Source organism: Bowdeniella nasicola (assembly GCF_900107735.1).
Classification (GTDB): Bacteria; Actinomycetota; Actinomycetes; order Actinomycetales; family Actinomycetaceae; genus Bowdeniella; species Bowdeniella massiliensis.
On record NZ_FNQV01000002.1, the window covers coordinates 134360 to 148790 of the forward strand.

At 62.4% G+C, this 14431-nt stretch carries 12 protein-coding genes and 1 riboswitch; of the genes, 8 read left to right on the top strand and 4 right to left on the bottom strand.

The window, feature by feature from the left end; genetic code table 11:
* Window positions 1-104: 104 nt before the first annotated feature.
* A complete protein-coding gene (locus BLU67_RS01850) occupies window positions 105-1043 on the top strand; it encodes an ROK family glucokinase (RefSeq protein ID WP_092561433.1) in 939 nt (312 codons plus the stop codon).
* On the opposite strand, the gene BLU67_RS01855 is transcribed toward BLU67_RS01850, so the two are convergent.
* Complete coding sequence (locus BLU67_RS01855) at window positions 1044-1412, bottom strand: hypothetical protein (RefSeq protein ID WP_143027306.1); 369 nt, start codon at window positions 1410-1412, stop codon at window positions 1044-1046. It abuts the gene before it with no gap.
* Between the two features lie 59 nt (window positions 1413-1471).
* Here BLU67_RS01855 and BLU67_RS01860 point away from each other — a divergent pair, with 59 nt between their 5' ends.
* Together BLU67_RS01860 and BLU67_RS01865 are read left to right on the top strand one after the other, a co-directional pair.
* Window positions 1472-2347, top strand: coding sequence for a lysophospholipid acyltransferase family protein (locus tag BLU67_RS01860; RefSeq protein WP_092561607.1), 876 nt, complete (start codon window positions 1472-1474; stop codon window positions 2345-2347).
* Window positions 2348-2419: 72 nt separating this feature from the next.
* The gene (locus BLU67_RS01865) at window positions 2420-3646 is read left to right on the top strand and encodes a pyrophosphate--fructose-6-phosphate 1-phosphotransferase (RefSeq protein WP_092561437.1); all 1227 of its coding nucleotides are present in this window, start codon (window positions 2420-2422) and stop codon (window positions 3644-3646) included.
* Between the two features lie 48 nt (window positions 3647-3694).
* Here BLU67_RS01865 and pknB read toward each other — a convergent pair whose 3' ends face one another.
* Both pknB and BLU67_RS01875 read right to left on the bottom strand, forming a co-directional pair.
* Window positions 3695-5605, bottom strand: a complete 1911-nt coding sequence (pknB, locus tag BLU67_RS01870) for a Stk1 family PASTA domain-containing Ser/Thr kinase (RefSeq protein WP_176780656.1) — start codon at window positions 5603-5605, stop codon at window positions 3695-3697.
* 83 nt (window positions 5606-5688) lie between these two features.
* On the bottom strand, window positions 5689-6936 hold the full coding sequence (locus BLU67_RS01875; protein WP_222842329.1) for a LysM peptidoglycan-binding domain-containing protein: 1248 nt from the start codon (window positions 6934-6936) through the stop codon (window positions 5689-5691).
* A gap of 188 nt (window positions 6937-7124) precedes the next feature.
* On the opposite strand from BLU67_RS01875, the gene BLU67_RS01880 reads away from it, so the two are divergent.
* Window positions 7125-7496 carry an Rv2175c family DNA-binding protein gene (locus tag BLU67_RS01880; protein WP_092561441.1) on the top strand — a complete coding sequence of 124 codons (372 nt, stop codon included), beginning with the start codon at window positions 7125-7127 and terminating at the stop codon, window positions 7494-7496.
* A 3-nt stretch (window positions 7497-7499) separates the two neighbouring features.
* Here BLU67_RS01880 and BLU67_RS01885 read toward each other — a convergent pair whose 3' ends face one another.
* Window positions 7500-8582 (bottom strand): polyprenyl synthetase family protein, encoded by a 1083-nt coding sequence (locus BLU67_RS01885; RefSeq protein WP_092561443.1) that lies wholly within the window; start codon window positions 8580-8582, stop codon window positions 7500-7502.
* 117 nt (window positions 8583-8699) lie between these two features.
* Here BLU67_RS01885 and BLU67_RS01890 point away from each other — a divergent pair, with 117 nt between their 5' ends.
* The 4 genes from BLU67_RS01890 to gcvP all read left to right on the top strand — a co-directional run bounded on the left by BLU67_RS01890 (window position 8700) and on the right by gcvP (window position 14364).
* Window positions 8700-9731, top strand: coding sequence for a DUF4192 family protein (locus BLU67_RS01890; RefSeq protein WP_092561445.1), 1032 nt, complete (start codon window positions 8700-8702; stop codon window positions 9729-9731).
* Window positions 9732-9888: 157 nt separating this feature from the next.
* Window positions 9889-9981: riboswitch (glycine riboswitch) on the top strand.
* 20 nt (window positions 9982-10001) lie between these two features.
* Window positions 10002-11102 carry a glycine cleavage system aminomethyltransferase GcvT gene (gene gcvT / locus BLU67_RS01895; RefSeq protein WP_092561611.1) on the top strand — a complete coding sequence of 367 codons (1101 nt, stop codon included), beginning with the start codon at window positions 10002-10004 and terminating at the stop codon, window positions 11100-11102.
* 20 nt (window positions 11103-11122) lie between these two features.
* On the top strand, window positions 11123-11494 hold the full coding sequence (gene gcvH, locus BLU67_RS01900) for a glycine cleavage system protein GcvH (RefSeq protein ID WP_092561447.1): 372 nt from the start codon (window positions 11123-11125) through the stop codon (window positions 11492-11494).
* A complete protein-coding gene (gcvP, locus tag BLU67_RS01905; RefSeq protein WP_092561449.1) occupies window positions 11491-14364 on the top strand; it encodes an aminomethyl-transferring glycine dehydrogenase in 2874 nt (957 codons plus the stop codon). The genes gcvH and gcvP overlap by 4 nt, the downstream gene beginning before the upstream one ends.
* Window positions 14365-14431 lie beyond the last annotated feature (67 nt).

Genomic DNA, 14431 nt, shown 5'->3' on the forward strand with positions numbered 1-14431 from the left:
CTGATCGTAACTGTCCGCTGGCGGGGAATGCGCCTTAACGTCGGGGTTGTTCGTAGAATCGTGACTAGACACAAAACGAGTTTCCAAAACGAAAGGAAATCACCATGACGACGGTGGGCGTGGATATTGGCGGAACCAAGATTGCCGCGGGAGTGGTCGACGAAGGTGGCGAGCTGCTCGAATCCACGCAGTGGCCCACCGACCCGAAGTCCCCGGAGGTTATCGAGGACGGCATCGTCTCGGCAGTGCAGAACTTTGCCCGCACCCACGAGATTGAGGCCGTGGGCGTGGCGGCCTGCGGCTTTGTCGACGCCGACCGCTCCACCGTCCGGTTCGCGGGTAACGTCGCCTGGCGCGATCACCCGCTCGGCGAGATCCTGGCCGATCGGCTCGACCTTCCCGTCGTCGTGGAAAACGACGCTAATGCCGCTGGCTGGGCGGAGTTCCAGTTCGGGGTAGGCAAAGACGTCTCCAACATGGTGATGATGACGATCGGCACCGGGCTCGGCGGTGCCATCATCATGAACGAACGCCTGGTGCGCGGTGCCTTTGGCGGCGCGGGCGAGATCGGCCACATGGTCGCCGTGCCCTTTGGACACTATTGCGGGTGCGGCCACGAAGGCTGCTTGGAGATGTATGCCTCCGGCACGGCGCTGACTCGCTCGGCGCGCAGCCGCGAGATCGCCGAGCCCTCCTTCATGTCGACGATTCGCGAGTATGCCGGCGATCGGAGCAAGCTCCAGGGCCAGGACGTTACCCGGGCTGCTGCCGACGGGGATGAGGCAGCGCTGAAGCTCGTGCGCGATCTCGGGTACTGGATTGGTCGGGGAGCGGCATCCCTGTCGGCAGTGCTCGACCCGGAGCTCATCGCCATCGGCGGCGGTGTCTCACGGGCCGGGGAAGTCCTCCTGCAGCCGGCGCGGCGATCGTTTAAGGAAAACCTGTTCGCGATGGAAAACCGCCCGCTCGCCCCGATCGTCGTATCGAAGTTTGAAAACGACGGCGGGATGATCGGTGCCGGAGACCTGGCCCGACGAGACTAGTTAGACCCTTGGTTCGCGGTTGCCCCGCTCATGCGGGAGCTGGCGCAGCAGGGTGATGATCGCCCAGGCTGCGCCAATGAAGGCCGCGAATCCCCAGTACCAGGGCCAACCCTGAAAACCGACGAGCACGATCAGCCCAATGGCGATAATCAGCACCATCCATGGCACTTTGACGTGCATGGGGGTGGGCGGCAAGTCCGGGTCGGGCGGTACGAAGGCGTCGTCGTCCTCGTTGTCTTCCACCTGATAGTCACGGGGATTGCCAAGGTTCGTCAGGGGACCGATCTCGCGGGTAAGGTTGTCCCAAGCTCGTTGTTCATCGTCCGATAACGAATGATCGTCCCCCGGAAGAGATGCGCGTCCTGCCATACCTAGACTCTAGGATGGAAACCAGGTACGTGAAAGGCTGGATAGTGTTTTACCAATTCATGAAAGCCACGGTTGGTTCCGCCATGCGGGTGTTTTATCAACCGTGGGTTCGTGGGGCCAACCATATCCCGGAGACCGGTCCGGCTATTCTTGCCTCCAATCACCTGGCGGTCATCGACTCCTTTTTTCTGCCCCTCATGATCCGCCGTGAGGTCGTCTTCCTCGGGAAGTCGGACTACTTCACCGGCAAGGGCGTCAAGGGAAAAGCGGTTGCTGCCTTCATGCGCGGCGTCGGCACAATTCCCGTTGACCGTGGGGGAGGCCGCGCCTCCGAGGCGGCACTGCGTACCGGGTTGAAGCGCCTGAACGAAGGCGGATTGTTCGGGATCTATCCCGAAGGAACGCGCAGCCCTGACGGCCGGCTCTACCGTGGCAAGACTGGTGTCGCGCGCCTGGCTCTGGAGTCTGGAGCTCCCGTGATTCCCGTCGCGATGATCGGGACGAACATCGCCCAGCCGATCGGCAAACGGATCCCCAAGCTCGTGCGCATCGGCGTCGTCATCGGCGAACCCCTGGATTTCTCGCGTTATCGAGGCTTAGAAAACGACCGCTTCATTCTGCGCTCGGTGACCGATGAGATCATGTACGCCCTCATGCAGCTCTCGGGCCAGGAATACGTCGACATGTACGCCGCGACGGTGAAGTCGAAGATCGCTAAGGGCATGAGCATCGAGGAGGCGACCACGCCATCGATGACGCCCCCTGCGGCCCCCGGCGGCCGCCCCACCCCAGTTTTGGAAGTGCCAGAGCCAAGCGATGAAGAAGTCGAAGAGGGCAAGCGCGTCGCGGGCGAGGCCCTGAAATGGCCGCTGCCCGGCAGCGAGAAGTCGGCGCGGACCGATGAGGATGAGAAGGAACCGCCGAGCGCGGACTAGGACTTTCGCTGCGGTAGCGAGGTCGCATCGGACTAAACTGGGGGAAGGACTTACCCCTAGGGAAGGAAATCGATGACCGTCCGTCGCGTCGCTCTACTCACCGCTGGTGGATTCGCCCCGTGCCTTTCATCTGCTGTCGGTGGCCTTATCGAGCGCTACACCGAACTCGCCCCCGATGTCGAGATCATCGCCTACCAGTACGGCTACCACGGCCTGCTCACCGGCACCTACCTCACGATCGATGACGAGGCCCGTAAGCACGCCGGTCGATTGCACGCCTTCGGTGGCTCGCCCATCGGCAACTCCCGTGTCAAGCTCACCAACGCCGAGGACCTCGTCAAGCGTGGGCTGGTCAAGGAAGGGGAGAACCCCCTGGAGGTCGCCGCTGAGCAGCTGCGCAAGGACGGCGTCGACGTCCTGCATACCATCGGTGGGGATGACACCAACACCACCGCGGCGGATCTGGCCGCCTACCTGGAGGACAACGGCTACCACATGATCGTGGTGGGCCTGCCGAAGACGATCGATAACGACGTCATCCCGATCCGGCAGTCGCTTGGCGCCTGGACCGCGGCCGAACAGGCCTCCCGCTTCGCCCAGAACATCATCGGCGAACACCGCTCCAACCCGCGCATGCTCATCGTGCACGAGGTCATGGGACGCCACTGTGGCTGGCTGACCGCCGCCGCAGCCAAGGAGTACCGCGAGTGGCTGCCGACCCAGAAGTGGGCGCCGGCCCTCGGCCTGACCCAGGAACGCTGGGACGTTCACGCGGTCTTCCTGCCGGAAATGCACGTCGATCTCGACGCCGAGGCTGATCGTCTGCGCGGCGTCATGGATGAGCTTGGCAACGTCAACATCTTCCTGTCCGAAGGTGCGGGCGTGCCCGAAATCGTCGCCGAGCTCGAGGCCAAGGGCGAAGAGGTTCAGCGCGACCCCTTCGGTCACGTCAAGCTCGACACCATCAACCCCGGCCAGTGGTTCGCGAAGCAATTCGCGGAGAAGATCGGGGCCGAGAAGGTCATGGTCCAAAAGTCGGGCTACTTCTCCCGCTCGGCCGCGGCCAACACCGAGGACCTCCGCCTCATCAAGTCGATGACCGACCTCGCTGTCCAGTGCGCGTTCGACGACGTCTCCGGCGTCATCGGCCACGATGAGGAGCAGGGCGACGTGCTGCGCGCGATCGAGTTCCCGCGGATCGCCGGTGGCAAGGCCTTCGATATCACGCAGCCGTGGTTCACCGAGATGATGGCCGATATCGGCCAGAGCGTCGAGGCCGCAGAGCCTAGCGAGCACTAACCTCGCGCGAGACCCCAGTGGGCCCGGCAATTGCCGGGCCCACTGGCGTTAGACGATCTTGAGTGTGATCGTTGAGCCCTTGGGGACCATCGTGCCCCCGGACGGGTTTTGGGAATGCACGGTTCCAAAGACGCCGCCGAGGAGCTTTTCGATTCGAACCTCGAAACCGGCATCCTTCAAAATCTGCGTGGCCTCGTCGACCTGCTTAGCAAAGACACTGGGAACTTCGATGAGTTCCGGCCCCTTGGAGACCACGAGCGAGACCTGGTCAAGCCTGTGGCCCGCGCTACCGGGCTCGGGCGACATGGAGATCACGTGGCCCTTGGGCACATCGTCAGAGAACTGCTCTGACGTCGTGATGCTCAACGCGAGGTTTTTTAGCGTTCCGGAGGCATCGTCGAGGCTGGCGCCTCGCACGTCGGGGAACGTGATGGGAGCGGGCCCATCGGAGATAACGAGCGTGACGGCCTCGTTGTGTGGGATGACGGCGCCAGCTTCGTGGCTCGCCGAGATCACTCGACCGGCAGAGACCGTATCGGAATGCTCCCGGGTATGCTGGCCAGCCGTGACATCTGCGCCCTTGAGTGCCGTTTGGGCCGCATCCTCGGATTCGCCGACCAGCGTCGGAACCGTGACCGTTCGGATTCCCTTGGATACGAGGACCGTGACCGTCGAGCCCTTGCGCGCCGAGCCTGAGGCCGGGTCGGTGGAAATTACGAGCCCGGAGGCGACGGTGTCGTGATAGTCGCGCTCAACGTGCACCGCGAGTTCCGAATCGCGGATCTTATCGACGGCGACGGCTTCGGCAAGGCCGGCAACCTCCGGGACGGGTCGGGTGCCGCCCGGTCCGAGTGTGAACCACCAGCCCGCGAACGCTCCCGAAGCCAGCAACACGAACGCTAAAAGGAAGAAGGGCCAACGTCGCCGGCCGGTGCGGCGGGCAGGGCGCGGCTTGTCGGTGACGGCGCCAACCGGCACCGCAACCTTGGATGGTGCTGGGCGTTCAAAGACGGCCGTGCGGTGCCTCTCGATTGCTTGGGTGTCGCTCGGGTGTGCCGCCGAAGTTTCGTTGTCAGCACTTGGAGCAACCTCGTGGCGACGCGCGAGCAGGTCTGCGGGGATATCGTCCTTAATGCGGCGAAGGTGTCGCACCGCCGTCGCTGCATCGGGCTCCCGGTCGGCGATGTCGCGCGCGCATAGGGCTGCGAGGAATTCATCGACCTCGCTCGGAATCCACGGCAGCGTATCGGACAGGGCCGGCACCGATTCGTTCACGTGCTTATAGGCCACCTGGATGGGACGCTCGCCCGTGAACGGGGGCTGGCCGGTGAGCATCTCGTAGAGCAGGATGCCAACGGCGTAGACATCGGCGGCGGGGGAGGAAGCGCCATCGACGACGACCTCCGGGGCAAGATAGGCGACCGTGCCAAGGACGGTCGAGGTGCCCGACATCGATGCCTCGGAGACCGCGCGCGCGAGGCCGAAGTCCGCGACCTTGATGCCGCCTGATGAGGGCATGAGGACGTTTTCGGGCTTGATATCGCGATGGATGAGGCCGCCACGGTGAGCGGCATCGAGCGCCGACAAGATCTGCTCGGTGATGTCGAGCGCCTCGCCCAGGCTCAGCGTTCCCGCCTCCATCAGGCGGTGGCGAAGATTGCCGCCGTCGACGTATTCCATCGTGAGGTAAAAGGAATCGCCCGTCTGCCCCTGGTCATGCACCGCGACGATTCCGGGGTGGGACAGCCGCGCCGCGGCGCGGGCCTCGCGACGGAAGAGCCGGACAAACTCCTCCGATTCGGCGAGATAGGGGTGCATGATCTTCAGGGCAACATCGCGCTCCAGGCGCTGGTCGTGGGCGACATACACCTGTGACATCCCGCCACGCGCAATTCTGCGCACGATGCGGTAGCGGTGATCGATGATCACCGCATCGGATTCAGGTTGCGGACGCTCCACATCTCGCATGGTAAAGCAGGAGCCCTACCACGCGGCGCAGCGCCACGCACCGCGGGGTGCATGGCGCTGCTGACGCTAGTGGTTTAGCGGAATTTTGCCTGGTGGCCCTTAATGCGCTGGACGTAGACCTTGGTATCGGCGAACATCCCGTTGCGTTTGACCGAGCCGAGACCCTGGTAGTAACCCGCGATGGCGTGATCGACGCTGGGGGCGCTGCGCAGCAGCTGGCGGATGATCGCAACCCCGGCCGTGGCATTGTCGTGCGGGTCGATGAGGTTGAGCTTGCGCCCGACGAGCTGCGAGGCCCACTGTCCCGAGGAGGGAATTACCTGCATCGTGCCGATCGCGTTGGCGGGGGAGACCGAGCGGTGGTTGAAGCTCGACTCCTGGAAGGCGACCGCGAGGGCGAGCGAGGGGTCGACGCCCATTTCGATGGCCTTGGACCGCACGATCTGCTGCATCTGCGCCCGCGAAGGAACGTCGATGGAATTCAGCAGCGCCTTGTTCTGGTTCGCGGCGTTAACGACGGCTTCCGGATAGGTCCGGCCAAGGAAGGTGTCGGGGACGAGCCGGTCCTTGGAAGGAGCTGACGGAGTGGTTGCCGCCGGGGTGCTCGCGTTTCCGGCGACCTTCAAGACCTGGCCGACGAAAATCCGGCTCGGGTTGGTGATCCCGTTGAGGCTGGCAAGAGCGGAGACCGACGTCGAGTACTTACGTGCAATTCCCGACAGCGTCTCGCCCGCGGCGACCTTGTGGGTCGCGGTCTTGACCTCGGGCGCAGGTGCGGGCTTGGCCGGCGCGCTCGGGGTCGCAGCGGAGCCAGCAACCTTCAGGACCTGCCCCACGTAGATCCGGTCGGGATTGGCAAGCGAGTTCAGCGAGGCCAGCGTTGACGTCGTCGTCGAGTACTTGCGGGCAATCGCAGACAGGGTCTCGCCGGAGGCGACCTTGTGGGTAGCGGTTGCGACCGGCGCGGCAGGTGCGGGGACAGCCGGAGCGCTCGTCGCGGGAGCCGGGACTTTCAGGACCTGGCCGGGATGAATGATCGTGGAGGTGCTCAAACCGTTGTGGGAGACCAGTGCGTGCATGTCGACGTTGAACTTGCGCGCGATGGACCAGAACGAATCGCCGCGCTGTACCTGGTAGGTCACCTCGACCTTCGGCGCGATTTTAGCGGCGGGCACGAGCGGCGAGGGCTTATGAGCGAGGGAACCGGTGGCCTGAGAAACACCAATGGCTTGCGCGGAGGTGGGAGTGGCGCCGAGGGCAGGGGCGATCAGCCCGACAATTGCTGCACTGGCGGCCGCTGCGCGGGTCGAGCGGAGGGTCATCGTGATCCTTAATGCATGGTGGGAACGGTTCTTCCCGAGGCTCGGTGACTGATGTGGCGAACGAGCCAAACGAGAAAAATGTTGCTGATGGGACTATATCGCGCGGCGTGTCGTTCTACCAAACAAATGGCGAAGATCGCTATACTTTTCCGCTCCGCCAAGTGGGGCTGTGATCAGGAGCCTTTAGGATGGACGATGTGAATGAAGGACAGACGAGCGCCACGGGACATCTCTTTACGCGCGCCGAGTTGGCAGCGAAATTAGGCGTCGAGGAGCACCGCGTACGAAACCTCGTGCGAGCCCACGATCTCATCGAGCTCACGACCCCCGACGGCAAGCGAATTCCGGAATACGCCATGCTGCAAGGAGAGGCCGGGCTGGAGGTTAATCCGGCCCTTCGAGGCACTGTGCTTGCCCTGCTCGACAACGGCCTGACGGTGGCCGAGGCATCCGAATGGCTTGCGAGCGAGAACGGGGAGTTGACGTCGTCTCCGCTTGCCGCGTTGCACGCGGGCCATATCCATGGCGTGCGGCGCGCGATTCTCTCGACCGCGCTGTAGCAATTAGGCGTCGCGATGCGCGAGATTGCGCGCGTGTTGCATGAGCTCCTGCGCAGGAGCATCGGGTAGTCCGGCCTTGTCGATTGCGTCGAGCGCCAGTGAGAGCCGCTCGTCGATGAGAACCTCGTGTCGGCTGCGGGCCCCCGTCTCGATCACAATGCTGCGTAGCGTCTCAACGACGCCACTCGGCATGGCGCGGTCGCCCAAGTGCTGCTCGATAAGACGGCGCTGATCGCTGTCGGCGAGTTGGCGAGTGATGGCAAGCAGCGGGGTCCGTTTTCCTTCCCGCAGATCATCGCCAGCTGGCTTACCCGTGGCCTCGGGATTGCCGAACACGCCAAGATCATCGTCGCGCAGCTGGAAAGCCTCGCCTAGCGGCAGCCCGACGGCTTTCAGACACTTGATGAGTGCATCATTTCCGCCACCAAGGGCTGCTCCGAGGGTTAGGGGGTGTTCCACGGAATAGCGAGCAGACTTGTGCCGCACGACCTTCAGCGCTGCCGCCAGTGCCTCGTCGGAGGAGACCGATCGGAGCGGAAGCGTCGAATTCAGGGTGTCGAGGTACTGCCCGATCGCGACCTCGCTGGTCATCTCATCCCAAAGCCTGCGGCAACGCTCCTGAACGCGCTGCTCGTGTCCTTCGAATGCGCGAGCCGCAGCTTGGTCAGCAAGGACTATGAGCAGATCACCGAGGAGGATCGCGGCGTTCTTGCCGAAAACCCTCGGCGTCTCCAACGCATCTGCGGGGGCGAGAGCCGAGAATTTCACGTGAGTTGATGGCTGGGATCTGCGCGTATCGGAGTCGTCAATGATGTCGTCATGAACCAGCGCCGCCGCTTGGAACAGCTCAAGGGCCGCACCGAGTTCAACCACGCTGTCAGTAATCTCTGAACCTGAACCAGCTGCTCGATAACCCGTCGCCATGAGGAGCGCTCGCATTCGCTTGCCGCCCGAGGTCAACGCAAACGCGGGAGCTAGAAACTCAGAAACATCGGGGGACATTGGACCAAACTCATCCTCGGTCTGAGCAAGGATTTCATGGACGCGAACGGCGACATGCTCGCGGAAGGAATCGGGGAAGGCCATGTCGTCAAGGATACGGTGATTGCCGCGACTATACACAGGCGCGATTTATGACTTGGGCAAAGCGGATCTGTTCCGTGGTTCCACGTCTAAGTCCTTGACGTCGCCTGAAGTAGAGCCATGGAAACTACACAGTTCACGGCTCTGTCCTCGGCCGATAAACGAGACCTCCTCATTTCTGCGTCATCGACGCTTCCCTACGCCCTCGGCTATTTTCCCGAGGACTCATTCATCGTCATCGGACTGAACTGCTCCCACGGCACCGACGTCCTTATCGGACCGGTCGCGCGTCTCGACCTGGACGACATCGCGCAGATGTGGCCGCGCGAGCTGGCCGATACCCTGCAACCGATCATGCGCTTTCCGCTCGCTGCGTGCCTCGTCGTGGTTACGACAGAGCACATCGCCCGCCTTAGCGACGCAATCGACGTGGCCTGTGCGGAAATTGACCGGAAACTTGCAGTCATCGGGACAGTTGTCATCGACGACACGGATGTTGTGGTGAACGATGACGAAGGGGGCCATTCCTCCATCTCACGCACGATGTGGGAGTCCACTCCCGAAGTCATGCGCATGGTGGTGGAGGGGAGAACGACGCAGGATTCGCTGGACTCCTTCGCGCTGCCTGAGCCTTCAGCGGCCGCGGTGTCGGATGGACCCGAAGCAGGCGAGTTTGAGCCAAGCCAGTTACGGACATTCTGGAGCGCTATTGAGCAGGGCGTTGCTAGCCGCGAGATGCACGTTGCCCTCGCCTGCGCGATGCTCGACCGGGTCACACGCGATACCGTGATCGCCTCCCTGATCGAACGGGGGGATTCGGTTCCGAGCTTTGTTGGTTATAGCAAAGAGCGAATCAATGAGGCGTGTATCGCTGGACCACCTCGATCGACAAAGGACTTCCACCACGCCTATGGGGTCTTCGCTCGCCTGGCACACCACGTGCGCGGTCCCCTCCACGCCGCCATGTGCGGCATCGCCGGATACCTGTCCTGGTACGCCGGCGATGGAGTGCGGGCGCGGATTCTCACCGACCAGTGCCTAGCCACCGACGCCAATTACAGTCTCGCGCTCCTGGTGCGCGCCGCACTGTCTGTGGGGATGCCGCCGCCATGGAAGGTCGGGGAGCAGGAAGCTTTTCGGGCAGCATCGTGACTCACCCTGTGGCGCGGGTGACGGCCGACACAAAGCCTTGGTACCGTTGGTTCACAACCACATACCGGGCCGCTAGGAATCGAGTCGGGAGAGTCGGAAATCCGACGCCGTAGGAGCAAGCACCCCCGCACACTCTCAGGCACCAGCACCGTCACGATCAGGCCAATCTGGAAAGAAGGCACATGCCTCGCCGATGGTGTAAGCCGGCTCGTCCGGTGAATCTCTCAGGCACAGCGACAGAGGGGGAGAAATCCAAGGACGGAGATGCCCATGAGCCCTGATTTGAACCTGCTCACCACGCCGCTGCTATCGGCGCACGAGGACGCGGGCGCGCTCTTGATTGACTTTGCCGGATGGAATATGCCGGTGCGCTATACCTCTGATCGTCAGGAACACGAAGCTGTACGAACTGCCGTCGGCATGTTCGATCTGTCGCATATGGCGCAGATCTTCATCTCTGGCGCACAGGCCGCCCAGGGCTTGAACCGCTGCTTTATTTCGCCAATGGACAAGATGAGCGTTGGCCGAGCAAAGTACTCGATGCTGACGAATGACGAAGGCGGAATCCTCGACGACCTCATCGTCTACCGACTAGCTGACGATGAGTATCTTGTCGTCGCCAATGCCTCCAACCGTGAGGTCGTGGTCCGTGAAGTGACGAAGCGATGCTCGGAGGTTGATCCTGACATCGAGGTCGACGACCGTACTCGCGACCGCGCCATCATCGCTGTGCAGGGGCCGCATGCCGTCGAGGTCATGAAGGCCGCCGGATTCGCAGACGCTGTTGATATTCGCTACTACTCCATTACTCGTGCCGAGTTTGAGGGAGAAGAGGTCCTTGTCGCGCGCACGGGTTACACCGGCGAGGATGGCTTCGAGGTCTACCTTGCCGCGGACAAAGCGCGACGGCTGTGGGATGTCTTCCTTGAGGTGGGTGCGGACGCAGGCATCACACGCTGTGGCCTTGCCTGCCGCGACACCCTCCGGCTGGAAGCCGGTATGCCGCTGTACGGAAATGAGCTCTCGGCCGAGCTTTCGCCAGCTGATGTTGGCATGGGGCGGATGGTCAAATTCGACCACGAATTTGTCGGCAGCCAGGCCCTTTCCAAGCGCGAAGCTCGCTACGCGCTGATTGGACTTCGCGGGGAAGGCCGCAGGGCAGCCCGCGCCGGATCCACGGTCTTGCATGACGGCAAGGAGGTCGGTGTGGTGACCTCTGGCGTGCTGTCACCCACGCTCGGATACCCCATCGCGCTCGCGCGAGTGACCCTTCCGGCGCCAGACGTCGGCACCCAACTGGATATCGACGTTCGCGGTAAGACCCAGCCGATGACCGTCGTCGATACCCCCTTCTACTCCCGCCCCAAATAGCCACAAAACTTAGGAGAATCATGGCTTTCCCCACCGATCGTAAGTACAGCTCTGACCACGAGTGGATTGCCGAAGACGGCACGGTAGGCATCACCGATTTCGCGGCCGATGCCCTCGGCGACGTTGTGTACGTCGATCTGCCTGAGGTCGGCTCCGAAGTCACTGCAGGGGAAACCTGCGGTGAGATCGAATCCACGAAGTCTGTTTCAGACCTCATCTCCCCGGTGACCGGCACCGTCGAAGAAGTCAACGACGATGTCGTTGATGCGCCTGAGACGGTGAACTCGGATCCATTTGGGGCTGGTTGGCTGTTCAAGGTGAACGTCGAAGAAGAAGGCGAACTGCTGGATGCAGCCGGGTACGAAGAGCTGACGGCAGGTGGCGGTCAGTGACCAGCTTCGCCACGCGTCACATTGGACCGACAGGGGAGGAGCAAGTCGATCTCTTAGCTGCTCTGGGCTATGGAGATCTGGAGGAGCTCATCAACGCCGCGGTTCCAAGCAACATCCTGTACGAGGACTTCTCCGATGGGATCCCCGACGCTGATTCTCCGGCAGGAGTGATCGCTCGGCTGCAGCGGTATGCGGACAAGAACATTGTTAACACCTCGCTGATTGGGCAGGGCTACTACAACACCCGCACACCAGCGGTGATCCAACGCAACGTGCTAGAAAATCCGGCGTGGTACACGGCTTACACGCCCTACCAGCCGGAGATCTCGCAAGGTCGATTGGAAGCGCTCCTGAACTTCCAAACCGTCGTCGCCGAACTCACGGGAACCGACGTCGCTGGAGCGTCGATGCTGGATGAAGGGACCGCAGTTGCTGAGGCCATTGCGCTCGCCCGCCGAGCTTCGCGCAAGGGAAGCAAGGTCCTGATCGATTCGGACCTGTTTGCGACGACGCTCGATGTAGTCAAGACGCGAACCGACGCGGCCGACGTTGAGGTGGAAATCTCTGATCTTGAACCTGGCACTGACCTGTATGACGTCTTCGCCGTTGTCATTCAGTACCCGGGAGCCTCGGGTCGAGTCCGGCCTGCGGAAGATGTGCGTGCGCTTACTGAAGCTGCGCACGGTGCCGGCGCTTTGGTCATCATCGTGCAAGACCTTCTCGCTGCGACAGTGCTGCCCTCAGCAGGTTCGCTGGGAGCCGACATTGCGGCAGGTACCACTCAGCGCTTTGGCGTGCCCATGGGCTTTGGTGGTCCGCACGCGGGCTACCTTTCCGTGCGCGAAAAGCTGCAACGACAGCTGCCCGGACGACTCGTTGGCGTCTCAAAGGACGCCGATGGTACCCCCGCGTTCCGTCTCGCTCTGCAAACGCGAGAACAGCACATCCGCCGCGAAAAGGCGACGAGCAACATTTGCACGGCGCAGGTTCTCCTCGCCGTTATGGCATCGATGTATGCCGTGTGGCACGGTCCTCGTGGCCTGCAGGCGATGGCAGAGGAAGTTCACGCGAAGGCGATCTCCCTGGCACGCGGTCTCGCCGATGTCGGAATCACGATCGTTCACGACGCTTTCTTTGACACGATCGAACTCGACCTGAAGGACCAGGCTGACGCAGCGCTCGAAGCCCTGTATGAAGCCGGGGTCTTGGCTTATCAGGAGGATGACCGACTCCGGTTGTCTACTGATGAGATGACAAGCGATGAGACGATCGACCTCATCGTCAAGACACTGGCCGAGTTCGGGGCCGAGGGCGAGGCGAAGGCGCCTGACTACACGCTTGGTGTGGAGAAGATCCGCGAGATCGACTACATGTCACATCCGGTCTTCAACTCCCATCACACCGAAACGCAGCTCATGCGTTATCTTCGTCGGCTATCCGACAAGGACTACGCTCTCGACCGGGGGATGATCCCGCTCGGTTCGTGCACGATGAAGCTCAATTCCGCGGTTGAGATGGCGGCAATTACGTGGCCGAAGTTCGCGGGACTGCATCCGCTGTGCCCGGAATCTGACAGCGTCGGATACCGCGAGATGATCGATGAGCTCACCGGGTGGCTAAACGCCATCACCGGGTATGACTGCGGGAGCCTGCAGCCTAACTCGGGAGCTCAAGGTGAATTCGCGGGGCTGCTGGCAATTCGCGCCTACCACGATTCTCGCGGTGACACCGACCGCCGAATCTGCCTCATCCCATCCAGCGCCCACGGGACGAACGCTGCTTCGGCGGCACTCGCCGGCATGCAGGTCGTCGTTGTGGCGTGCGATGACGATGGCAACGTCGATGTCGAGGACCTCAAGGCAAAGTGCGAAAAGCACGCCGAGCGGCTCGGCGCGATCATGATTACCTACCCATCGACCCACGGGGTCTATGAGGCAGCAGTCGAAGAGATTTGCGCAATCGTGCATGAGCACGGCGGCCAGGTCTACATCGATGGCGCGAACCTCAATGCGTTGGTGGCGGTTGCGCGTCCCGGAAAGTTTGGGGGAGATGTTTCGCACCTGAACCTGCACAAGACGTTCGCGATCCCGCACGGCGGTGGCGGCCCCGGAGTAGGGCCGGTGCATGCTCGCGAGCATCTACGTCCGTTCCTGCCAGGGCATCGTGCCCTGCCAGATCGCAAAGAGGGGGCAGTGTCGTCGGCGCCTTACGGTTCCGCCTCGATCCTTCCCATCCCGTGGGCATACCTAGCCCTTCTGGGAGCCGATGGATTGCGTCAGGTAACGGCAACGGCAGTGGCTTCGGCCAATTACATCGCCAAGCGACTCGATCCGTACTTCCCCGTGCTGTACAAGGGCCAAAACGATCTCGTCGCTCACGAGTGCATCTTGGACCTGCGACCGCTGAAGAAGGAAACCGGTATCACGGTTGACGATGTCGCTAAGCGGCTCATGGACTACGGCTTCCACGCCCCGACGATGTCCTTTCCCGTGGCAGGAACACTCATGGTCGAACCGACAGAGTCGGAAGACAAGGGCGAGATCGATCGCTTCTGCGAAGCGATGATCCTGATCCACGAGGAGGCCATGCGGGTCAAGAGTGGCGAATGGCCAGCGGACGACAATCCGCTCGTCAACGCGCCGCACACTGCCCATTGCGCACTCGTCGGTGAATGGACTCACCCGTATTCGCGAGAAGTCGCGGTGTATGCGGGCGCGTACTCGGTATCGAACCGTGGCGAGGATGCGGTTGCACTGGCATCCGCGATTGCCAGCAAGTACTGGCCACCCGTCCGCCGCATCGATGGTGCATGGGGAGACCGGAACCTCACCTGTTCGTGTCCGCCTATTGAGGCGTACGAGCAAGACTAGGTCCCCGCCAGCGACGCGGCCATCTCGCACAGGTGATGGCCGCGTCGCTGCTTTCGCGAGCAGCGAT

Bases quoted from the DNA above. Each gene is read 5' to 3' on its own strand.
- BLU67_RS01850 (WP_092561433.1), top strand. From the start codon at position 105: ATGACGACGGTGGGCGTGGATATTGGCGGAACCAAGATTGCCGCGGGA.
- BLU67_RS01855 (WP_143027306.1), bottom strand. From the start codon at position 1,412: ATGGCAGGACGCGCATCTCTTCCGGGGGACGATCATTCGTTATCGGAC.
- BLU67_RS01860 (WP_092561607.1), top strand. From the start codon at position 1,472: ATGAAAGCCACGGTTGGTTCCGCCATGCGGGTGTTTTATCAACCGTGG.
- BLU67_RS01865 (WP_092561437.1), top strand. From the start codon at position 2,420: ATGACCGTCCGTCGCGTCGCTCTACTCACCGCTGGTGGATTCGCCCCG.
- BLU67_RS01875 (WP_222842329.1), bottom strand. From the start codon at position 6,936: ATGACCCTCCGCTCGACCCGCGCAGCGGCCGCCAGTGCAGCAATTGTC.
- BLU67_RS01880 (WP_092561441.1), top strand. From the start codon at position 7,125: ATGGACGATGTGAATGAAGGACAGACGAGCGCCACGGGACATCTCTTT.
- BLU67_RS01885 (WP_092561443.1), bottom strand. From the start codon at position 8,582: ATGGCCTTCCCCGATTCCTTCCGCGAGCATGTCGCCGTTCGCGTCCAT.
- BLU67_RS01890 (WP_092561445.1), top strand. From the start codon at position 8,700: ATGGAAACTACACAGTTCACGGCTCTGTCCTCGGCCGATAAACGAGAC.
- gcvT (WP_092561611.1), top strand. From the start codon at position 10,002: ATGAGCCCTGATTTGAACCTGCTCACCACGCCGCTGCTATCGGCGCAC.
- gcvH (WP_092561447.1), top strand. From the start codon at position 11,123: ATGGCTTTCCCCACCGATCGTAAGTACAGCTCTGACCACGAGTGGATT.